Raw genomic sequence first — 20103 nt, 5'->3', positions numbered from 1 at the left:
ATGGCAGAACGCGAACAACGTGGTGGACGCGATCAACGCGGCGGCGGACGTGAACGCAGGGAAGAGCGCGACAGCGAGTTCGTCGACAAGCTCGTCCACATCAATCGCGTCGCCAAGGTCGTCAAAGGCGGCAAGCGCTTCGGTTTCGCAGCGCTGGTCGTGATCGGCGACCAGAAGGGCCGCGCCGGCTTCGGTCATGGCAAGGCGCGCGAAGTGCCCGAGGCGATCCGCAAGGCAACCGAATCCGCCAAGCGCAACCTGACCCGCGTGTCGCTGCGCGAGGGCCGCACGCTGCATCACGACATCGCTGGCCGTCATGGCGCGGGCCGTGTTTACCTGCGCGCAGCTCCGGCCGGTACCGGCATCATCGCCGGCGGTCCGATGCGCGCCGTGTTCGAGACGCTCGGCGTCCAGGACGTGGTTGCGAAGTCGATCGGCTCGTCGAACCCGTACAACATGGTTCGCGCAACCTTCGATGCGCTGAAGCATCAGGATTCGCCGCGCTCGGTCGCTGCCCGCCGCAACATCAAGGTGTCCACCCTCCAGTCCCGCCGTATCGGTGGTGACGCCGAGGCGGTTGCCGAATAACGGAAGCTTTTCGGAGTAGACACCCATGGCCAAGAGTACCGTTACGACCGCAAAGACGATCAAGATCGAGCAGACCGGCAGCGCGATCCGCCGCCATCACTCGCAGCGTTCGACGCTGATCGGGCTCAAGCTCAATAAGATCGGCCGCACCAGCGAACTGCCGGACACCCCGGCGGTCCGCGGCATGATTTTGAAAGTTCACCATCTCGTTCGCATCGTCGACGAGAAGTAAGCAAAGGCGCACGATCCCGAAGCGGGACCCGTTTTCGGTGAAGGTCATGCGCAAGAAACAAGGAGCAGGGCGATGAAGCTCAGCGATATCGCCGACAATGCCGGCTCGCGCAAGAAGCGTATGCGCGTCGGCCGCGGCATTGGTTCGGGCAAGGGCAAGCAGGCCGGCCGCGGTGGCAAGGGCCAGACCGCGCGTTCGGGCGTGCGCATCAAGGGTTTCGAAGGCGGCCAGATGCCCTTGCATCGCCGTCTGCCCAAGCGTGGCTTCAACAACATCTTCCGCGTGGAGTTCGCCGAGATCAATCTCGACCGGCTCCAGGACGCGGTCGATGCCAAAAAGATCGACGCCGGCAGCGTCGTGAACGTCGAATCCCTGGTCAAGGCCGGCGTGCTGCGCCGCGCCAAGGGTGGCCTGCGGCTGCTCGGCCGCGGCGAGTTCAAGGCCAAGCTCAACATCGAAGTGCACGGCGCCTCGAAGACCGCGATCGCGGCAGTCGAGAAGGCCGGCGGCTCGGTGAAGATCCTCGCGCCTGCCAAGGAAGAAGGCGAGGCGGCGTAACAACTGCGTCATCGGCCCGCGGCTCGCGGGCCTTTACGCATGCGGGACGATGGACTTATCGAAGCCGTAGCCCCAGATAATGTCCGGTGTCCGGTATAATGTAGCCCGGCCGCGGGCATGACGGCGCAACAAGCGGCGGGAGAAAGTCCAAGATGGCCTCTGCAGCGGAACAACTGGCAGCCAATCTCAATTTCGGTGCGTTTGCCAAGGCCGACGAACTGAAGAAGCGCATCTGGTTCACCCTGGGCGCACTGCTCGTCTATCGGCTCGGGACCTACATCCCGTTGCCCGGCATCGATCCCAACATCTGGGAGCAGGTGTTCCGCTCCCAGGCGGGCGGCATCCTCGGCATGTTCAACATGTTCGCCGGCGGCGGCATTCACCGCATGGCGATCTTTGCGCTGAACATCATGCCGTACATCTCGGCCTCCATTATCATCCAGCTCCTGACCACCGTCTCGCCGCAGCTCGAGGCGCTGAAGAAGGAAGGCGAGTCCGGCCGCAAGCTGCTGAACCAGTACACCCGCTATCTCACGGTGATCCTGGCCGCGTTCCAGTCCTACGGCATCGCGGTGGGGCTCGAAGGCGCCGGCAACGTCGTCAGCGACCCCGGCATGTTCTTCCGCCTGTCCACGGCGATCACGCTGACCGGCGGCACCATGTTCCTGATGTGGCTGGGCGAGCAGATCACCTCGCGCGGCATCGGCAACGGCATTTCCCTGATCATTCTCTCCGGCATCGTCGCCGAGCTGCCCGCGGCGCTCGCCAATATGCTCGAGCTCGGCCGTCAGGGTGCGATGTCGACCGGCCTGATTCTGGTCGTCATCGTCATGGCGGTGGCCGTGATCGCCTTCATCGTGTTCGTGGAGCGCGCCCAGCGCCGGCTCTTGATTCAGTATCCGAAGCGCCAGGTCGGCAACAAGATGTTCGAGGGGCAGTCCTCGCATCTGCCGCTCAAGCTCAACACCTCGGGCGTGATCCCGCCGATCTTTGCGTCCTCGCTGCTGCTCCTGCCGACCACGGTTGCGAACTTCAACGCGGGCAGCGGGCCGGAATGGTTCCAGTGGATCAACACCCAGCTCGGTCACGGCCGTCCGCTGTTCCTGATCATGTATCTGGCGCTGATCGTGTTCTTCGCCTTCTTCTACACCGCGATCGTGTTCAATCCGACCGAGACCGCGGACAATCTGAAGAAGCACGGCGGCTTCATTCCGGGCATCCGTCCCGGCGAGCGCACCGCGGAATATATCGACTACGTGCTGTCGCGGATCACCGTGCTCGGCGCGGTCTATCTGGCGATCGTCTGCTTGATTCCGGAAATCCTGATCTCCTACGCGTCGGTGCCGTTCTACTTTGGCGGCACGTCGCTGCTGATCGTCGTCAGTGTCACCATGGACACGGTGGCGCAGGTGCAGGGCTATCTCCTGGCGCATCAGTACGAAGGCCTGATCCGGAAGTCGAAGCTGCGCGGCCGCCGCCGTTAAGCGCGGCGTCCTCTCAGGCGGCGCAATTGCGCCGCCGATTCGCCGCGCGAGTAACGCGCGGCGCCTGCGGGAGCGGCCAGCCAGCCATCCGGTGGCATCGGCAGAGCCACTCGCACTGAAGCACAATCACTGATTTCAAAGGCTTCTTGGCGTCCGGCCATTTGCTCCCCTATGATATGGGTAGCGGTGCGGCGCTGATTATGATTTGCACTGTAACTGGACTTCAAAACACAGGTGCACGACGTATCGCGCACCAATCGGGGGGCGTACGCCGATGAGAATTATACTTCTGGGGCCACCGGGATCGGGCAAGGGCACCCAGGCGCAGCTGCTGGTGCAGCGCTATGGCATTGTCCAGCTCTCGACCGGCGAGATGTTGCGTGCAGCGGTGGCGGCCGGAACGCCGGTCGGGCTCAAGGCCAAGGAGATCATGGCCAGCGGCGGTCTCGTGCCAGACGATGTCGTGGTGGGAATCATCTCCGATCGGATCGATCAGCCGGACGCCAAAAACGGTTTCATCCTCGACGGCTTCCCGCGGACCGTGCCGCAGGCCGAGGCGCTGGATGAGCTGCTCAAGCACAAGCACCTCAAGCTCGATGCCGTGATCGAGCTCCGCGTCAACGAGAGCGCGCTCCTGAACCGCGTCGAGACTCGCGTCGCCCAGATGCGCGAGCGCGGGGAGGAGGTCCGACTCGACGACACCCCGGAGGTCCTGACCAAGCGGTTAGCCAGCTACCGCAACCAGACCGAACCGCTGATTCACTACTATTCCGAGCGGCGGAAGCTCTCGACCATCGATGGCATGATGGCCATCGACGAGGTCACCCGCGCCATTCATCGCCAGCTCCTGGCGCTCGGGGCGGTCGAGCCCAAGACGCGTGGCAAGACGCATGGCAAGGCGCCCGCCCGGAGCGCGGCCAAGGCGGCCCCGGCCAGAAAGGCCAAGGCGGCGAAGAAATCGGCCAAAAAGCCGGCGAAGGCAGCCAAAAAGGCCGCCAAATCCAGGAAAGTGGCCAAGAAGGCCGTGACGGGTCCCAAGAAGGCGGCCAAGAAAACCGTCAAGAAGGCGGGGAAGAAGAAAGCAGCTAAAAAGACCGCCAAGAAGGCTGTCAAGAAAGGTGCCAAAAAGGCCGGAAAAAAGGTCACGAAAAGGCGAGCTAAGCGCTAGCAGCGGTTGACGAAAGCCCCCAGAATCCCCTAATAAGCCCCGCATCCAAGTCGGATAGTTTCAAACGATGCCGGGCCCCAGGAAGACCAGGGGTGGGCGTCGTGTTCGCGTTTGTGAACACCTGCCCGAGAAACCAAGCACTTAAAGCGCGATTCCTGACGAGGAATCGGCGACAGGAGAGAAGGCCGTGGCCCGTATTGCCGGCGTGAACATCCCGACCAACAAGCGCGTGCTGATCGCGCTCCAGTACATCCATGGCATCGGTCAGAAGATCGCCGGTGAGATTCTGGACAAGGTGAAGATCCCGGTGGATCGTCGCGTCAATCAGCTCAGCGACGCCGAAGTGCTCCAGATCCGCGAAGTGATCGACCGCGACTATATGGTCGAGGGCGATCTGCGTCGTGAAGTCGGCATCAACATCAAGCGTCTGATGGACCTCGGCTGCTATCGCGGCCTGCGTCATCGTCGCGGTCTGCCGGTGCGTGGCCAGCGGACCCACACCAATGCGCGTACGCGCAAGGGTCCGGCCAAGGCCATCGCCGGCAAGAAGAAGTAAGTTTTCGCATCCAATCACGGCGTGTGGCGACCCGGGGATGACCCGTTCGCCACGCGCCTTTCGTTCCACAGGTGTAGCCGCTGGCATTACGGCGGCGTTTGAGATCTTCAGGAAAGGTAGTCTATGGGCAAGGAAGCCACCCGCGTTCGTCGTCGTGAGCGCAAGAACATCGCCTCCGGCGTCGCGCACGTGAACTCGTCGTTCAACAACACGACCATCACCATCACCGACGCGCAGGGCAACACGATTGCCTGGTCCTCCGCCGGCACGATGGGCTTCAAGGGCTCGCGCAAGTCGACCCCGTATGCCGCACAGGTTGCCGCCGAGGACGTCTCCAAGAAGGCGCAGGAGCACGGCATGCGCACGCTGGAAGTCGAAGTCGCCGGTCCCGGTTCGGGCCGCGAATCAGCGCTCCGGGCGCTCCAGGCCGCAGGCTTCACCGTCACCTCGATCCGCGACGTGACCACGATCCCGCACAACGGTTGCCGTCCCCGCAAGCGTCGGCGCGTTTGATACCAGATTGCGGGCGCATCGGCGCCCGCAATGACTTTTTGCAAAGCCGTGGAAATGATCTGCGGCCTTTCTCCAACGCCAGTGCCTGCAACAGCAGTCTGACTGGCCTGTATGGGTGAAACAGTGACGATCCAGAAAAATTGGCAAGAACTGATTCGGCCGAACAAGCTGCAGGTACAGCCCGGCAGCGATCCGACCCGTTTCGCGACCATCGTCGCCGAGCCGCTCGAGCGCGGCTTCGGCCAGACGCTCGGCAACGCGCTGCGCCGCATTCTGCTGTCCTCGCTCCAGGGCGCGGCGGTGCAGTCGGTGCACATCGACGGCGTGCTGCACGAGTTCTCCTCGATCGCGGGCGTCCGTGAGGACGTCACCGACATCGTGCTCAACATCAAGGACATCTCGATCAAGATGCAGGGCGAAGGCCCCAAGCGCATGGTCGTCAAGAAGTCCGGCCCGGGCGTCGTCACCGCCGGCGACATCCAGACCGTGGGCGACGTCGTCGTGCTCAATCCGGACCTGCAGATCTGCACGCTCGACGAGGGCGCCGAGATCCGCATGGAGTTCACGGTTGCAACCGGCAAGGGCTACGTGCCCGCCGAGCGCAACCGCCCCGAGGACGCGCCGATCGGCCTGATTCCGGTCGACAGCCTGTACTCGCCGGTCCGCAAGGTCTCCTACAAGGTCGAGAACACCCGCGAGGGCCAGATCCTCGACTACGACAAGCTGACCATGACGATCGAGACCAACGGCGCGCTGACGCCTGATGATTCCGTCGCCTACGCTGCGCGCATCCTGCAGGATCAGCTCAACGTGTTCGTCAACTTCGAAGAGCCGCGCAAGGAAGTCGCCCAGGAGATCATCCCGGACCTCGCCTTCAACCCGGCCTTCCTCAAGAAGGTGGACGAGCTCGAGCTGTCGGTGCGTTCGGCCAACTGCTTGAAGAACGACAACATCGTCTACATCGGCGACCTCGTGCAGAAGAGCGAAGCGGAAATGCTCCGCACTCCGAACTTCGGCCGCAAGTCGCTGAACGAGATCAAGGAAGTGCTGGCCCAGATGGGTCTGCACCTCGGCATGGAAGTGCCGGGCTGGCCGCCGGAGAACATCGACGAGCTCGCCAAGCGCTTCGAGGATCACTACTGATCCGAACGACGACAGGCTGAGGCGCGAATTCATCGCGCCTTAGCGGGCGAACGCAGGCAGCCCACCTGAGCAACTGTCCGACGAACCGTCGCGACGAATGAAATTCAAGGATAGATAAAATGCGTCACGGCAAGGTTCATCGCAAGCTCAACCGCACCGCCGAGCATCGCCGCGCGATGTTCGCCAACATGTGCGCCGCGCTGATCAAGCACGAGCAGATCGTCACCACGCTGCCGAAGGCGAAGGAATTGCGTCCGATCGTCGAGAAGCTGATTACCCTCGGCAAGAAGGGCGGGCTGGCCATGCGCCGCCAGGCCATCTCCGAGATGCGCGACAAGGATCAGGTCAGGAAGTTGTTCGACACGCTCGCGCCCCGCTACAAGGACCGCCAGGGTGGCTACACCCGCATCATCAAGGCCGGCTTCCGCTACGGCGACAATGCGCCGATGGCCGTGATCGAGTTCGTCGACCGCGACGTCGATGCCAAGGGCCAGGACTCCGGTCCGGTGCAGGAAAAGGAAGCCGAGGCGGCGTAAGCCGACCGGCACTTCAGTTTTCAAAAGCGGCGCCCTTGGGTGCCGCTTTTTTCTTATTGGAGCGCCGAGTTCAACCAGTGAAGGGGTGGAGCTTCCAAATGAGTGCTGCCGAACTGCAAGCCGTCTACTGGACGGACGAGGAATATACCGGGCAGATCAGGATAACCGTAAAGTCAGGTCAATTCTCTGCAGAAGGCGCGGCCTGGTTTGATCGGATCCACGTCAAGGAAACGTTCCTGGTTGCGCTCCGAAAATTTCCGCTACCTGCGAATGATCTGCCAATTCTTGAGGGCGGCTTTTGGCGCAGTGGAAATCCGAAAAGTCTCGACCAATGCCATCTGAGGATCAGCATCAAACCATACGATAGCCGCGGAACGTTGCTCGTGCATGTGGATGTCTCTTCCGAAGTTTGGAAAACGCCTGATGTCGACCTTCAGAATTCGGCGACTGTCCGGTTCCGAGCCGAATATCCGGCTGTGGAGGCCTTCGCACAAGAGTTCGAGCAGGTCCTGGACGGGAAGAGAGACGTTGCAATCCTTAAGGGCATTGTGGAGTAGCGGGTCGATCCGCGTATCGCGCCGAAATGGCGGCACGATTCGCTTTGCCCATCCTATGCGTTGTAGTGACCGAACCTCACGCGTCGGTGAGTACCGATTGCTATCGTGCCGGCAGCGCACAATATCTCCGCCAGCATCAACGGAGATCACACATGAACATCGACCTTTCCGGAAAGACCGCCCTCGTGACCGGCTCGAGCGCCGGCATCGGCCACGCCATCGCCAAGGGCCTTGCCGGCTCGGGTGCGAGCGTCGTGATCAACGGACGCGGCCAGGACAAGGTCGATGCGGCCGTGCGCAAGCTGGAGGGAGCGGGCGGAAAGGTCCGCGGCATCGCCGCCGACGTCTCGACCGCGGCGGGCTGCAAGGCGCTGGCCGCGGCGCTGCCAGACGTCGACATCCTCATCAACAATGCCGGCATCTTCGAGCCAAAGGACTTTTTCGACATTCCGGACGAAGACTGGAGCCGCTTCTTCGAGGTCAACGTCATGAGCGGCGTGCGTCTGTCACGCGCGTATATGAAGGGCATGCTCAAGCGCAACTGGGGCCGCATCGTCTTCATCTCCTCGGAATCCGGGCTCAACATTCCCGTCGAGATGATCCACTACGGCATGAGCAAGACGGCGCAGCTCTCGGTCGCGCGCGGCCTGGCGCAGCTCACACGCGGTACCGGCGTCACCGTCAATTCCGTGCTGCCAGGCCCGACCATGTCGGAGGGTGTGGAGACGTTCGTGAAGGACCTCGCCAAGCAGAACGGCCAGTCGCTGGATGAGGCCGCGGCCAATTTCGTCAAACAACATCGCCCAAGCTCGCTGCTCCAGCGCTTCGCCAGCGTCGACGAGATCGCCAACATGGTGGTTTATGCGGCTTCGAAGGAAGCCTCCGCGACCAACGGCGCGGCGTTGCGTGCCGAGGGCGGCATCGTCAACACGATTGCCTGAGACCTGCGCATGCCGGCCTATGTGATCTCGGAAGTCGAGGTACGCGACAGAGCCGCGATGGAGGCCTATCGCACGCTAGCTGCCGCAACCATCGCGCAATATGGCGGCCGCTATCTCGTCCGCGGCGGCGCCACTGAGGTGGTGGAGGGCGGCCCGCCGCCCAAAACCATCATCATCGTGGAGTTCCCATCGATGGCGCGGGCGCAGGAATGGTATGCGTCGCCGGAATATGCGGAGGCGCTAAAGCTGCGGCAGACGGCGCTGGAGCGACGGTTGATGTTCGTCGAGGGCGTGGTTCCAGTCTAGCTGGTCTGCTCGCTTGCCTCTTCAATTCGCGGCGGGACCGGCTAAACCTCGGCTTTATGCTCTGGCCCCTCTCGACCCGCCATAAACGCCTGTTCAGGCTGACATCCGCGCGATGGCAGCGGCGGGCGATCTTCGTGCTTGGTGGGATCGGGGTTGGCGCCGCGGCGGTGGCGCTGGCGCAACTCGCTGATCTCGCCCAGCACGCCTTTGCACTGCTGTTGGCCCAGTCGCGGTACGCCGTGCTCGCAGTGACACCTCTCGGCTTCATGCTCTCGGCCTATCTGACCACCCGGATGTTCCCGAACGCACAGGGCAGCGGCATTCCTCAGGCGATCGCCGCACGGCATCTGACCGACCAGACGGCGCGCGAGAGCCTGGTCTCGATCCGAATCGCGATCGGAAAGGTGATCCTCACCTTGTTCGGTCTGCTGTGCGGTGGCTCCGTCGGTCGGGAAGGACCAAGCGTTCAAGTCGGCGCTTCCATCATGTTCGCGCTCGGCCGCGTCTCGCCACGCCGCCAGCCCGGATTGATCCTGGCCGGCGCGGCTGCTGGCGTCGCGGCCGCCTTCAACACGCCGCTGGCGGGGATCGTCTTCGGCATCGAAGAGATGAGCCGGGCTTTCGAGACGCGTACCAGCAGTCTCATCATCGCGGCGGTGATCGCGGCCGGCCTGACCTCGCTCGCGCTGATGGGCAACTACGCCTATTTCGGCAGCAGTGCGACGTCTCTTGCCCGCGGCACCGACTGGCTGGCGGTTCCGGTGTGCGGCGTGGTTGGTGGCGTGGCCGGCGGCGTCTTCAGCCGCATCGTCATCGTGATGGCGCGCGGCTTCGCCCATCCGTTCGGGCGTGCGGTCAAGGGCCACCCTTTGTGGTTCGCGCTCGCGTGCGGATTGGCGGTCGCGATCTGCGGCATCGTCTCCGGCGATACGGTCTATGGCACAGGTTACCAGCAGGTAAAGACGGCCCTGGAGCAGGGCGCACCGCTGCCGCAGGACTTCGGCATCCTCAAGCTTCTCGCCACCACCTTCGCGGCGATCAGTGGCATACCCGGCGGAATTTTTTCACCGTCACTCGCGGTTGGAGCCGGCCTCGGCAGCAATATCGCGTCCTTCTTCCACGACGCTCCGCTCGGTGCGATCATGTTGCTCGGCATGGTCTCCTATTTTGCCGGTGTGGTGCAGGCGCCGATCACCGCTTTCGTCATCGTGACCGAGATGACCGACAATCACGCCATGGTGGTGCCGTTGATGGCCGCCGCCCTGATTGCACACGCCACCTCGCGGCTGATCTGCGAGGAGGGGATCTACCACGCGCTCGCCACGGGCTTTATCGAGCGGGCGACGCGTCCTCCGGAGACGAATGCGGCGCCCGCTTCGAGCTAGGACCTACCACCCCTCCAGCACGATCTTGCCGCGCGACTTGCCGCTCTCGAGCAGCGCGTGGGCCCGCTTGAGATTGGCCGCGTTGATCGTGCCGAAGGTCTGGTCGAGCGTCGTGCGCAGCACGCCCTTGTCGATGAGGTCGGCGACGTCATTGAGCAGATGATGCTGCGCGATCATGTCGGCGGTCTGGAACGAGGAGCGCGTGAACATCGATTCCCAATGCACCGAGATGGCCTTGCCCTTGAACGCGGCAACCGTGAATTCCGGCGGATCGTCGATCAGGCCAAACCGCCCCTGTGGCGCCATGAACTCGGCGATGCTCTTGTAGTGCTGGTCGGTGAAGGTGAGGCTCGCCACCAGCGCGACGGGCGGCAGCCTGAGCTTTTCGATCTGCTCCTTCATCGGTTGGCCGTGGTCGATCACCGCATGCGCGCCGAGATCGAGGCACCATTTTTGCGATTCCGGCCGCGTCGCGGTCGCAACCACCGTCAGCCCGGTGAGGCGGCGGGCGAGCTGGATCAGGATCGAGCCGACACCACCGGCGCCGCCCGTGATCAAGAGCGTGCGCGGATCGACGCTCTTGCCGGGTACCGCACCGAGCCGATCGAACAACAGCTCCCAGGCGGTGATGGAGGTGAGGGGAAGGGCGGCGGCCTGCGCGAACGACAGGCTCTTCGGCTTCTTGCCGACGATACGCTCGTCGACCAGATGGAATTCGGAATTGGTACCCTGGCGCAGGATCGAGCCGGCGTAAAACACCTCGTCGCCCGGCTTGAACAGCGTGACGTCGGGACCGACGGCGTCGACCACGCCGGCCGCGTCATAGCCCAAAATCTTCGTTTCCCCCTCGGGCGGGGCGGCGCGCTTGCGCACTTTGTAATCGACCGGATTGGCCGAGATCGCCTTCACGGCGACGCGGATATCACGGCCCTTGGGTTCGGGCTTGGCGGTCTCAAAATCGAACAGCGCGTCCTGATCCTCGATCGGAAGCGATTTCTTGTAGCCGACGGCCTTCATGGCGTGTCTCCTTCGGAGCGTTGCAGATGCTGGGTCCCGGGTTCGCATTTTCGCGCGCCCCGAGACGACAAACGAGAGCTAGAACGCAAACTGCGTCCGCATCGCGACCGCATCGAACTTGGAGCCCACATCGGCGGTCGAGACCGGCGAGGCCTGCCTCGATACCGTGCCATGCAGATAGTCCAGCATGAAACGGACGTTGCCGTTGACGTACCAGTTCAGCGCCGCCGTGTAGACGGTCTGCCGGCCGCCTGCGACGCCGGTAGCGGTCCCGAGCTGATCGTTGAGGTCGATCGTGGAGAAGCGTCCCGCGATTTCCCACGCGCCCCAGCCGCCGCCCTCGAGCGAGAACGGGTGCGCCGGCTTGACGCCGCCATAGGCCGCATTCGCCGCATTATAGCTGCGACCTTCGCCCGTCAGCACGTAGCCGGCCTGCGCGTAGCCGCCTTGGAATTTGAGGCTCGGCGCACCCAGCGGCGGCAGGCCGGTATTGGCGCTGCGATCGATGTTGTACCAGAAATACTCGCCTTGCAGGATCAGTGGTCCATAGGTAGCGGCCGCTTCGACGCTGTAGACCTGCGCGCCGGAGGCATTGGCGATTGCGCCGGTCGTAGCCAGCGCCGTGGGATCGATGCGCAGTTCCGGACGATCGCTCAGCGTCACCGTCTGTGCGCCCGTCACCATGTTGCGCGACGGCTGGATCAGCCATTCGGCGTTTCCGCCAAGGTGCAGCGAGTAATCCTTGCCGCTGACGACTTGGCCGGCAACGCGGGCGACGGCGCCATACTGCTCGGAGGCACCGTTCGGTGCTGCGCTCGACGCCGAATGGATCGCGCCGGTCGAGGGTCCTGTGACATAGCCGCCGATCCAGAGCTGGTCGTTGTACCAGCGCGTGCCGATCGCCGAACGGAAGTCGCCCGCGGCGATGCTAGTCGCGACAACGCCCGCCGAAGCGCGCTCCATGAACATGATGTCGTTGGAGCTCGTGGCCTCATCGAGGGTGTAGGGCAGGTCCATGATGCCGCCTTCGATGGCCATCTTGCCGCCGAAGGGTCTCAGGCCAGTATAGCTGAGATAGGCGTTCTCGATGCCGGAGACGCCGCCGCCGGGCAGCGAACCTGGAGCTGCGCCGCCAAACCCGTCGGAGGAGCCGCCGAAGTCGTAGACCAGCGCGAAATTCCAGTCGTGGAAGAACTTGCCGGCGAGACCGATGCGCGCGCGGCGGACGTTCTCGCCGCTATCGAGTTTCTGCGGCACGGTTGCCGCCGTGTTGGGCCGATAGTCATAGCCGCCGACGTCCCAATGCACGCGACCTGTGATCCCGACGCAGTTTGCCCCATCGGCAGTGCAGATGGTCGGCCGGTTGTTCGGCATCGTCACGACGACGCCGGATGCGGGCGCCGGTCCCTTGAGCGGGATCGCCGCGTTCGCGTTGGCGACGACGGCCTTCGCTTCGGACCGCGCTTCGGCTTTTGCCTCCGCCTTCGCCTCAAGCCTGGCCTTCGCCGTGGCCGCAGTGTTCGCGGCGGTCTGGCTCTGGAGCTTGTCGAGCTTCTGCTCCAGTATCTTCAGCTGCTGCTTCAGGAGCGCGATCTCCTGGTCGCTGCTGCTCGCCGATTGGGCCTGGGCCTGCGAGGCTGCCAGTGCGGCGGCGAGACCCATCGCCGTGGCTGCAATTCTTGTCCTGCTCACGTCATGACTCCATCGTTTGACGAACTTCCCCAAGTCGCGGGCGGAGAGCCTAGGTGTGATCGATGACTGCCCCGCGACGCTGCGCCCGGTTGCGCGGTTCCCACTGGTGTAAATTCGCCGCAAGCGAATCCGCCTTGCACCACCATGCAAGATGACGCACATCATGCCAATCGGCAGCCCCGGCAAATCGCTATTTCGCACGCAGAGCTTGCAGGCCGGACACACCAAAAGGGGGGCGAATAGGCCGCCGGGCGCCCTTCTATTGGGGGACGAACGCGCCTATATTCCGGCGTCTTTTCCAAGAGGTAGGAATGTTTCGATCGACCTGGACCGCCGTCGTCACGGCACTGTGCATAGCCTTTTCGGCCAACTTCAATCCGGCTGCCGCGCAGGACCGCCGTGTGCCGTCCTCGCCCGCCGAACTGCGGCTGTCTTATGCGCCGATCGTGCAGCGGGTGCAGCCGGCGGTCGTCAACGTCTATGCCGCCAAGGTGGTGCAGAACCGCAACCCGCTGCTCGACGACCCTATATTCCGCCGCTTCTTCGGCGTGCCCGGCCAGCAGCAGGAGCAGGTGCAGCGCTCGCTCGGTTCGGGCGTGATCGTCGATGCGTCCGGGCTCGTTGTCACCAACGTCCACGTCATCGAAGGCGCCGACCAGGTCAAGGTGTCGCTGTCGGACAAGCGTGAGTTCGAGGCCGAGATCGTGCTGAAGGACTCTCGCAGCGATCTGGCCGTGCTGCGTTTGAAGGACACCAAGGAGAAGTTTCCGGCGCTCGAATTCACCAATTCGGACGAGCTGATGGTAGGCGACGTCGTGATGGCGATCGGCAATCCTTTCGGCGTCGGCCAGACCGTGACGCACGGCATCATCTCGGCCTTGGCGCGCACGCAGGTCGGTATCACCGACTACCAGTTCTTCATCCAGACCGACGCGGCGATCAATCCGGGCAATTCCGGCGGCGCCTTGGTCGACATGAATGGCAGGCTCGCGGGCATCAACACCGCGATCTATTCGCGCTCCGGCGGCTCGCAGGGTATCGGCTTCGCGATCCCCGCCAACATGGTGCGCGTCGTCGTCGCCTCCGCCAAGGGCGGCGGCAAGGCGGTCAAGCGGCCCTGGTTAGGGGCGAAATTGCAGGCGGTGACGCCGGAGATCGCCGAGAGTCTCGGCCTGCGTTCGCCGACCGGTGCGCTGGTCGCAAGCGTCGTTCCGAACGGACCGGCGGCCAAGGCCGGGCTGAAATCCTCCGACCTGATCGTCTCGATTGACGGCCAGACCGTGGATGATCCCAACGCCTTCGACTATCGCTTCGCCACACGGCCGCTCGGCGGCACGGCGCAGATCGACGTGCAGCGCGGCGGCAAGCCGGTCAAGCTGACGGTGGCGCTGGACGCGGCGCCCGATGCCGGCCGCAACGAGCTCGTCATCACCGCGCGCTCGCCTCTCCAGGGCGCGAAGGTCTCGACCATCACCCCGGCGCTCGCCGACGAGCTGCATCTGGACGCCGATACCGAAGGCGTCGTGGTCACCGATCTCGGCGGCGACAGCGCGGCCGCGAATGTCGGCTTCCAGAAGGGCGATGTCATCCTGGCCGTCAACAGCCAAAAGATCAGCAAGACCAGCGATCTCGAAAAGGCGGCGGCCGAGCGCCAGCGCATCTGGCGCATCACGCTGGTGCGCGGCGGCCAGCAGATTAACGTCACGCTGGGCGGATGAGTCCGAAGCGACCACAGGAGACGCCAACTCTCTTCGCCGCGGCGGGGCTCGATCACGAGGCTCCGCATCCGCTGCCGGATCGGCTGCGGCCGCGCGCGCTCTCGGAGGTCGTTGGCCAGGATCACATCCTGGGTCCCGACGGCGCGCTGACGCGCATGCTGGAGACGCGCACGCTGGGCTCGCTGGTGTTCTGGGGCCCGCCCGGCACCGGCAAGACAACGGTGGCGCGGTTGCTCGCCGACGCCACCGATCTGCATTTCGAGCAGATCTCCGCGGTGTTCTCAGGGGTCGCCGATTTGAAGAAGGCCTTTGAGGCGGCACGTGCACGCCGCGAGATGGGCAAGGGCACGCTGCTGTTCGTCGACGAGGTGCATCGCTTCAACCGCGCCCAGCAGGATTCGTTTCTGCCCGTCATGGAAGACGGCACGGTGGTGATGGTCGGCGCTACCACCGAAAATCCGTCCTTCGAGCTCAACGCGGCGCTTCTGTCCCGGGCGCGCGTGCTGGTGTTTCGCTCGCTCGACGCGGCCGCGATCGAAAAGCTGTTTGCGCATGCCGAGGAGGTCGAGGGCCGCAAGCTGCCGCTCGACGAGGAAGCGCGCGCTGTGCTGGTGCGCATGGCCGATGGCGACGGCCGCGCGTCGCTGACGCTCGTCGAGGAAGTCTGGCGCGCCGCGCGCAAGGACGAGATTTTCGACGCCGCGCAGTTGCAGGAGATATTGCAGCGCCGCGCGCCGATCTACGACAAGTCGGCCGACGGCCATTACAATTTGATCTCGGCGCTGCATAAGTCGGTACGGGGCTCGGATCCTGATGCCGCGCTGTATTATCTCGCGCGCATGCTCGACGCCGGCGAGGACCCGCTGTTTTTGGCCCGCCGCGTCGTGCGCATGGCGGTCGAGGATATCGGGCTTGCCGATCCGCAGGCGCTGGTCATCGCCAACGCAGCCAAGGACACCTTCGACTTCCTCGGTCATCCCGAGGGCGAGCTCGCGATCGCGCAAGCCGTGGTCTATCTCGCCACCGCGCCGAAATCGAATGCCGTCTACACCGCCTTCGGCAAGGCGATGCAGGTCGCAAAGCAGGCCGGCTCGCTGCTGCCGCCGAAACATATCCTCAACTCGCCGACCAAGCTGATGAAGTCGGAAGGCTACGGCGCATCTTACGAATACGACCACGACGCTCCCGATGCCTTCTCCGGCCAGGATTACTTCCCGGAAGCCCTGGGCCGCCAGACCTTCTACGACCCGCCCGACCGCGGGTTCGAGCGGGAGATCAGGAAGCGGCTGGATTATTGGGCGAAGTTGCGGAAGGAGCGGGGTGGGGCCTAATCCTTTCGGGCTTGCTGTAGAGTTCGATTTACGGTTTACGTAACGCGTAATTCACGCTAGTCCGGCCAAGAAATCGCCATGCCCCGCACGCCCATACATCCCGGTGAACATCTTGCCGAAGAACTGCGACAACTCGGCATCTCCGCCGCAGAACTCGCGCGTCAGGTCGATGTACCCGTGAACCGGATCACCGGCATCATCAATGGACAGCGCGGCATCACGGCCGATACGGCGTTGCGTCTTGGTCACTGGTTCGACACCAGCCCGCAGTTCTGGATGAACCTGCAGCAGCAATATGAGCTGCGCCTCGCGGAAAAAGAAGTGGGGGCGCAGGTTGCGTCGCTGCCGCGCCGCGCGACGGCGCAGTCGATACGAAAGTTTGGAAAAACCGCATGAGCCGCCGCATCAAGAGAATGAACCCAAAACCTCGCGAGCGCGACGAGCGCAAGGAAGCACGTCCGTTCAAGGCGCGCAGCGCGAAACCTGCTGGGCTGCGGCCGGGCGGCAAGCCGGGCACGAAGCCGCCGCGCTTCGCGAGCGAGCGCGTCGAGCGGCGCGCGGCCAAAGCCGAACCGGAAAAGGCCGCGCCGGCAAAGCCCCCCGTCGAGGCATTGCTGCCGACCAAGGTGCAGACCGTCAAGGTGACGGCCGACGAGAACAACATGCGCGTCGATCGCTTCCTTGAAGCGCACTTTCCCGGCCTGTCGTTCTCCCACATCCAGCGCGTCGTTCGCAAAGGCGAGCTGCGCGTCGACGGCAAGCGCGTCGACAGCAAGGACCGGCTGGAGGAGGGCCAGAGCGTCCGCATTCCGCCGCTGAAGCTCGACACGCCGAAGGCACCCAACCCGCAGTCGGAGGCGGCGCAAAAGACGCTTGCCGCGCTGAAGGAGATGACGATTTACGAGGACGACGACGTTCTCGTGCTGAACAAGCCGGCCGGACTCGCCGTGCAGGGCGGCTCGGGCATGACTCGACACATCGACCAGATGCTGGAGGTGATGCGCGATTCCAAGGGCCAGAAGCCGCGCCTCGTGCACCGCATCGACAGGGAGACGTCGGGCTGTCTCCTGGTCGCCAAAACCCGCTTTGCCGCCTCGCATCTGACCGGCGCGTTCCGTTCGCGCTCGGCGCGAAAAACCTACTGGGCGCTGGTGCCGGGGCTACCGAAGCCGAAGCAGGGCCGCATCTCGACATTCCTTGCCAAGGAGGAGAGCGAGGACGACACCATCATGCGCATCGCCCAGCACGGCGACGAGGGCGCAAGCCACGCGGTGACCTACTATGCGGTGGTCGAGACCGCCGGCAACAAGCTGACCTGGGTGTCGCTGAAGCCGGTGACGGGGCGCACCCACCAGCTGCGCGCCCACATGGAACATATCGGCCACCCCATCGTCGGCGATCCCAAATATTTCAACATCGAGAACTGGCAATTGCCGGGCGGCCTGCAAAACCGGCTGCATCTGCTCGCGCGCCGTATCGTCATTCCGCATCCGCGCGGCGGTTTTATCGACGCCACCGCGCCCTTGCCGCAGCACATGCAGCAGTCGTGGAATTTGCTCGGGCTCGATGCAACCAGATTTGATCCGATCGAGAACGCGCCTGAAGAGTAATTGAACTGGCCGGCGGCGGAAGGGTTGGTGACTGAACAGGGACCGGAACGAGATGCGCGAATTGTTTGATGAAGCTGCGGGGCGATCCCCGCTTGATCCGCAGGAATTGGTTCGCCAGGCCGCGCGCGTGCCGTTGCGCAAGCGCTTCTACAAGGAGGTGGGGGTCGCTGAGGCTGAGGGCGGCTTTGTCATCACGCTTGACGGCAAGGCGATCCGCACGCCATCCGGCCGCCAGGTGATCATCCCTTCGCGCGCGCTGGCCGACGCAGTGGCTGCGGAATGGGCGGATCAGAACGAGACGATCAAGCCCATGACCATGCCGCTGACGCGGATCGCCAATAGCGTGGTCGAGGGCGTCGTCGACCGCGTCGACCTCGTCACGGATGACCTCGCAAAATATCTCCAGTCCGATCTGCTGTTCTATCGCGCCGGCCATCCCGAGGGGCTTGTCGCCCGCGAAGCTGCGCATTGGGATCCCGTGCTGTTCTGGGCCGCGGAGACCCTGGGGGCGCACTTCATCCTGTCCGAAGGCATCATGCATGTGACGCAGCCGGATGAGGCTGTCCGAGCTGCGCGCGCCGCGCTGCCGGAGGATGCCTGGTCGGTCGCCGCCCTCCACGTGATTACCACTCTGACCGGCTCGGCGCTGCTGGCGCTGGCGCTGGCCCATGGCGTGCGCGATGCCGGCCAGGTCTGGGCGGCAGCCTATGTCGACGAGGACTGGAACGCCGAGAAATGGGGCGTGGACGAGGAAGCGGCCGCGCGCCGCGCCGCCCGCCTGCGGGATTTCGAGGCTGCCGTGGCGGTTTTGGCCGCTGTGAAGCCGCCTGCGGCCAAAGGTCCTTAACGAGAGGTTTACGAGGCGGCCTTAGGGTGGGGGCCAGCGTTCCCTGGGCCCCTCGCCATGCCGACGCCGATAAGCTCGATTCTTCCCGTCAGTGCCGCCAGCCCTGTTGCTGACGCGGCGACGCCCGATCTTGTGCTGCAGGCCGGCAGCGTGGTCGACGCCCGAGTGGTCAGCGTGCTCGCCGATAATCTGGTGCGGATCGCGATCGCCAACCTCTCGATGGATGTGATGTCCGAGGTGGCGCTGACACCAGGACAAAATCTCCAGCTTGCGGTGTCGCAGAACGGCGGCACCATCCGGCTCGCCGTCACGGGCGGGGCAGGCGAGGCGGCCGCCGACCAAGTCACGCTGACGCCGGCTGCGGCCTCGCTGGTGGACAGCCCGCCGATTGCGCCGTCAGTGGGCGCGGCCCGCAATGCCCTGACCCCATCCGAACAGGCTGCTGTCACCACAGCTTCGGCCGAAGCCGTGGTGAAGCAGGGCAGCCAGGCGCCGCTGTTCGCCAATCTGGCCGCGGTCGTCACCGGTAGCGATCTTCCGGCGGGGCTGAAGCAGGCGATGTTGGGCGTGCTGGCGCAGCAGACGCCGCTCAACACCGGACTCGAAGGCGGCGACATCGAATCCGCCTTCCAGAAGTCCGGGCTGCTCTTCGAGGCCTCGCTCGCGGCAGGCACGACGCCGTCCTCGGGCACGATGCCGGATTTGAAGGCCGCGCTGCTGGTGCTGCGGCAGACGCTGACGACGCTCGAGACGGCGCCACAGACGCAAGGTGCCGTCCTTCCAGCTGGTACCGTGGCGGCACCGCAGGTCGCTCCCGCGCAGACGCAGGCTGCACAGGCCGTATTGTCCGCAACCGAACCCGGGACCGCCCAACCACCGCAAATGCCGCGCAGCGCCAATCTTGCAGCCTCTGTATTGGCGGACGCCGCTGGCGGTGCGCCGCAGGCCGCGATGCCGCGGACCATGACCGCAGGTCTCGCCGCGAGCCTCCTGCAAGAGATCACGCAAAACCTGCCGCGCATGATGGGTAATTTGCGGGGCTCGAACAAGGCCGTGCCCGATGGACACGTCTTCGAAGCCGCCGCGCGCGCGACGCCACCACCGGTTCGCGGCGCGCTGCCGGTACCGCAAGCCATCGCCTCGCCGTCACTCGTGCCAGATACGCCGCTCGCTGCCACCGTGCACCGCCTGCTCGACGATACCGATGCCGCGCTCGCGCGCCAGACCTTGCTCCAGGTCGCTTCGCTCCCCGATCGCACCGACGCCAGCGGTCACAGGATCGATCCGACTGTGCCGCAGTGGAATTTCGAGATTCCGTTCGCAACGCCGCAGGGCACCGCAATGGCGCAGTTCGAGATCTCGCGCGATGGCGGCAATGAATCCGCCGATCCCGCCAAGCGAGCCTGGCGCGCGCGGTTCACACTCAATGTCGAGCCGGCCGGCCCCGTGCATGCTTTGATTACGCTGAATGGCGACAAGACCTTTGTGCGGATGTGGGCGGAGCGGCCGGCGACCGCACAGCAGCTCCGCGCCGGAATCGGCGAGCTCAACCAGGCCCTGACCAGGGCCGAGCTCAAGCCCGGTGACATCCTGGTCCGCGATGGCACCCCGCCACAGCCCGCACCGGCCCGCGCCGGTCACTTCCTGGATCTCGCCACATGAGCGACCCGTCGAAGCTTGCGATTGCGCTCCATTACGAGAAGGGCAGCAACGCGCCGGTCGTCGTCGCCAAGGGCAAGGGCACGATCGGCGAAAAGATCGTCGAGATCGCGAAGGCCAATGACATCCCGATCGAGGAGAACGAGATCCTGGCCGGTGCGCTGTCCAAGGTCGAACTCGGCGAGGAGATCCCGCCCGACCTCTACAAGGCCGTCGCCGAAGTGCTGGTGTTCGTGCTGCGGTTGTCGGGCAGGCGGTAGAG

22 protein-coding genes are annotated in these 20103 nt (G+C 64.5%); 20 read left to right on the top strand and 2 right to left on the bottom strand.

Translation table 11 applies throughout. The features are described from left to right. The 13 genes from rpsE to BRA1417_RS0127650 all read left to right on the top strand — a co-directional run bounded on the left by rpsE (position 1) and on the right by BRA1417_RS0127650 (position 9967). Positions 1-588, top strand: coding sequence for a 30S ribosomal protein S5 (rpsE, locus tag BRA1417_RS0127710; protein ID WP_007603037.1), 588 nt, complete (start codon positions 1-3; stop codon positions 586-588). Positions 589-613: 25 nt separating this feature from the next. Next, positions 614-820, top strand: a complete 207-nt coding sequence (gene rpmD, locus BRA1417_RS0127705) for a 50S ribosomal protein L30 (protein ID WP_027518587.1) — start codon at positions 614-616, stop codon at positions 818-820. Positions 821-892: 72 nt separating this feature from the next. Next, complete coding sequence (gene rplO, locus BRA1417_RS0127700) at positions 893-1378, top strand: 50S ribosomal protein L15 (protein WP_027518586.1); 486 nt, start codon at positions 893-895, stop codon at positions 1376-1378. A 152-nt stretch (positions 1379-1530) separates the two neighbouring features. After that, entirely contained in the window at positions 1531-2862 is a 1332-nt protein-coding gene (gene secY / locus BRA1417_RS0127695; protein ID WP_027518585.1) for a preprotein translocase subunit SecY, read from the top strand. 274 nt (positions 2863-3136) lie between these two features. Continuing rightward, positions 3137-4030, top strand: coding sequence for an adenylate kinase (locus BRA1417_RS0127690; protein ID WP_027518584.1), 894 nt, complete (start codon positions 3137-3139; stop codon positions 4028-4030). Positions 4031-4217: 187 nt separating this feature from the next. Then, entirely contained in the window at positions 4218-4586 is a 369-nt protein-coding gene (gene rpsM / locus BRA1417_RS0127685) for a 30S ribosomal protein S13 (RefSeq protein WP_027518583.1), read from the top strand. Between the two features lie 123 nt (positions 4587-4709). Further along, positions 4710-5099, top strand: coding sequence for a 30S ribosomal protein S11 (rpsK, locus tag BRA1417_RS0127680; protein WP_007603045.1), 390 nt, complete (start codon positions 4710-4712; stop codon positions 5097-5099). 111 nt (positions 5100-5210) lie between these two features. Then, positions 5211-6242 (top strand): DNA-directed RNA polymerase subunit alpha, encoded by a 1032-nt coding sequence (locus BRA1417_RS0127675; protein WP_007603046.1) that lies wholly within the window; start codon positions 5211-5213, stop codon positions 6240-6242. 119 nt (positions 6243-6361) lie between these two features. Continuing rightward, complete coding sequence (rplQ, locus tag BRA1417_RS0127670) at positions 6362-6778, top strand: 50S ribosomal protein L17 (RefSeq protein ID WP_007603047.1); 417 nt, start codon at positions 6362-6364, stop codon at positions 6776-6778. 98 nt (positions 6779-6876) lie between these two features. Beyond that, on the top strand, positions 6877-7335 hold the full coding sequence (locus BRA1417_RS0127665; protein WP_027518582.1) for a hypothetical protein: 459 nt from the start codon (positions 6877-6879) through the stop codon (positions 7333-7335). Between the two features lie 152 nt (positions 7336-7487). Beyond that, positions 7488-8276, top strand: a complete 789-nt coding sequence (locus BRA1417_RS0127660) for an SDR family NAD(P)-dependent oxidoreductase (RefSeq protein ID WP_027518581.1) — start codon at positions 7488-7490, stop codon at positions 8274-8276. A 9-nt stretch (positions 8277-8285) separates the two neighbouring features. Further along, on the top strand, positions 8286-8582 hold the full coding sequence (locus tag BRA1417_RS0127655) for a DUF1330 domain-containing protein (RefSeq protein ID WP_027518580.1): 297 nt from the start codon (positions 8286-8288) through the stop codon (positions 8580-8582). A gap of 56 nt (positions 8583-8638) precedes the next feature. Beyond that, positions 8639-9967: a chloride channel protein gene (locus BRA1417_RS0127650; protein WP_027518579.1), complete on the top strand. Its 1329-nt coding sequence runs from the start codon at positions 8639-8641 to the stop codon at positions 9965-9967. 3 nt (positions 9968-9970) lie between these two features. Here BRA1417_RS0127650 and BRA1417_RS0127645 read toward each other — a convergent pair whose 3' ends face one another. Further along, entirely contained in the window at positions 9971-10984 is a 1014-nt protein-coding gene (locus BRA1417_RS0127645) for a zinc-binding alcohol dehydrogenase family protein (RefSeq protein ID WP_027518578.1), read from the bottom strand. A gap of 78 nt (positions 10985-11062) precedes the next feature. Then, on the bottom strand, positions 11063-12676 hold the full coding sequence (locus tag BRA1417_RS0127640; protein WP_027518577.1) for an OprO/OprP family phosphate-selective porin: 1614 nt from the start codon (positions 12674-12676) through the stop codon (positions 11063-11065). A 311-nt stretch (positions 12677-12987) separates the two neighbouring features. Between BRA1417_RS0127640 and BRA1417_RS0127635 the strand changes: the two genes are divergently transcribed. The 7 genes from BRA1417_RS0127635 to BRA1417_RS0127605 all read left to right on the top strand — a co-directional run bounded on the left by BRA1417_RS0127635 (position 12988) and on the right by BRA1417_RS0127605 (position 20101). Then, the gene (locus tag BRA1417_RS0127635) at positions 12988-14394 is read left to right on the top strand and encodes a DegQ family serine endoprotease (protein ID WP_027518576.1); all 1407 of its coding nucleotides are present in this window, start codon (positions 12988-12990) and stop codon (positions 14392-14394) included. Further along, complete coding sequence (locus tag BRA1417_RS0127630; RefSeq protein WP_027518575.1) at positions 14391-15725, top strand: replication-associated recombination protein A; 1335 nt, start codon at positions 14391-14393, stop codon at positions 15723-15725. The genes BRA1417_RS0127635 and BRA1417_RS0127630 overlap by 4 nt, the downstream gene beginning before the upstream one ends. Positions 15726-15803: 78 nt before the next feature. Continuing rightward, positions 15804-16121, top strand: a complete 318-nt coding sequence (locus BRA1417_RS0127625) for a HigA family addiction module antitoxin (protein ID WP_027518574.1) — start codon at positions 15804-15806, stop codon at positions 16119-16121. Further along, positions 16118-17335, top strand: coding sequence for an RluA family pseudouridine synthase (locus BRA1417_RS0127620; RefSeq protein WP_027518573.1), 1218 nt, complete (start codon positions 16118-16120; stop codon positions 17333-17335). Before BRA1417_RS0127625 ends, BRA1417_RS0127620 begins: the two co-directional genes overlap by 4 nt. 52 nt (positions 17336-17387) lie before the next feature. Continuing rightward, positions 17388-18182 carry an ATP12 family chaperone protein gene (locus BRA1417_RS0127615; RefSeq protein WP_027518572.1) on the top strand — a complete coding sequence of 265 codons (795 nt, stop codon included), beginning with the start codon at positions 17388-17390 and terminating at the stop codon, positions 18180-18182. A gap of 57 nt (positions 18183-18239) precedes the next feature. Beyond that, positions 18240-19844 carry a flagellar hook-length control protein FliK gene (locus tag BRA1417_RS0127610; protein WP_027518571.1) on the top strand — a complete coding sequence of 535 codons (1605 nt, stop codon included), beginning with the start codon at positions 18240-18242 and terminating at the stop codon, positions 19842-19844. Beyond that, positions 19841-20101: an EscU/YscU/HrcU family type III secretion system export apparatus switch protein gene (locus BRA1417_RS0127605; protein WP_007603059.1), complete on the top strand. Its 261-nt coding sequence runs from the start codon at positions 19841-19843 to the stop codon at positions 20099-20101. Before BRA1417_RS0127610 ends, BRA1417_RS0127605 begins: the two co-directional genes overlap by 4 nt. The last annotated feature ends 2 nt before the right edge of the window (positions 20102-20103 follow it).

Origin of the sequence: Bradyrhizobium sp. WSM1417 (assembly GCF_000515415.1) — a bacterium.
Lineage (GTDB): Bacteria > Pseudomonadota > Alphaproteobacteria > Rhizobiales > Xanthobacteraceae > Bradyrhizobium.
Note: the sequence above shows the minus strand (reverse complement) of the source record. Positions and strands in the feature narration are given on the sequence as shown.

Excerpts from the sequence above, each read along its gene's own strand:
- rpsE (WP_007603037.1), top strand. The coding sequence starts at position 1 with ATGGCAGAACGCGAACAACGTGGTGGACGCGATCAACGCGGCGGCGGA.
- rpmD (WP_027518587.1), top strand. The coding sequence starts at position 614 with ATGGCCAAGAGTACCGTTACGACCGCAAAGACGATCAAGATCGAGCAG.
- rplO (WP_027518586.1), top strand. The coding sequence starts at position 893 with ATGAAGCTCAGCGATATCGCCGACAATGCCGGCTCGCGCAAGAAGCGT.
- secY (WP_027518585.1), top strand. The coding sequence starts at position 1,531 with ATGGCCTCTGCAGCGGAACAACTGGCAGCCAATCTCAATTTCGGTGCG.
- BRA1417_RS0127690 (WP_027518584.1), top strand. The coding sequence starts at position 3,137 with ATGAGAATTATACTTCTGGGGCCACCGGGATCGGGCAAGGGCACCCAG.
- rpsK (WP_007603045.1), top strand. The coding sequence starts at position 4,710 with ATGGGCAAGGAAGCCACCCGCGTTCGTCGTCGTGAGCGCAAGAACATC.
- BRA1417_RS0127675 (WP_007603046.1), top strand. The coding sequence starts at position 5,211 with ATGGGTGAAACAGTGACGATCCAGAAAAATTGGCAAGAACTGATTCGG.
- rplQ (WP_007603047.1), top strand. The coding sequence starts at position 6,362 with ATGCGTCACGGCAAGGTTCATCGCAAGCTCAACCGCACCGCCGAGCAT.
- BRA1417_RS0127665 (WP_027518582.1), top strand. The coding sequence starts at position 6,877 with ATGAGTGCTGCCGAACTGCAAGCCGTCTACTGGACGGACGAGGAATAT.
- BRA1417_RS0127660 (WP_027518581.1), top strand. The coding sequence starts at position 7,488 with ATGAACATCGACCTTTCCGGAAAGACCGCCCTCGTGACCGGCTCGAGC.
- BRA1417_RS0127655 (WP_027518580.1), top strand. The coding sequence starts at position 8,286 with ATGCCGGCCTATGTGATCTCGGAAGTCGAGGTACGCGACAGAGCCGCG.
- BRA1417_RS0127650 (WP_027518579.1), top strand. The coding sequence starts at position 8,639 with ATGCTCTGGCCCCTCTCGACCCGCCATAAACGCCTGTTCAGGCTGACA.
- BRA1417_RS0127645 (WP_027518578.1), bottom strand. The coding sequence starts at position 10,984 with ATGAAGGCCGTCGGCTACAAGAAATCGCTTCCGATCGAGGATCAGGAC.
- BRA1417_RS0127635 (WP_027518576.1), top strand. The coding sequence starts at position 12,988 with ATGTTTCGATCGACCTGGACCGCCGTCGTCACGGCACTGTGCATAGCC.
- BRA1417_RS0127630 (WP_027518575.1), top strand. The coding sequence starts at position 14,391 with ATGAGTCCGAAGCGACCACAGGAGACGCCAACTCTCTTCGCCGCGGCG.
- BRA1417_RS0127625 (WP_027518574.1), top strand. The coding sequence starts at position 15,804 with ATGCCCCGCACGCCCATACATCCCGGTGAACATCTTGCCGAAGAACTG.
- BRA1417_RS0127620 (WP_027518573.1), top strand. The coding sequence starts at position 16,118 with ATGAGCCGCCGCATCAAGAGAATGAACCCAAAACCTCGCGAGCGCGAC.
- BRA1417_RS0127615 (WP_027518572.1), top strand. The coding sequence starts at position 17,388 with ATGCGCGAATTGTTTGATGAAGCTGCGGGGCGATCCCCGCTTGATCCG.
- BRA1417_RS0127610 (WP_027518571.1), top strand. The coding sequence starts at position 18,240 with ATGCCGACGCCGATAAGCTCGATTCTTCCCGTCAGTGCCGCCAGCCCT.
- BRA1417_RS0127605 (WP_007603059.1), top strand. The coding sequence starts at position 19,841 with ATGAGCGACCCGTCGAAGCTTGCGATTGCGCTCCATTACGAGAAGGGC.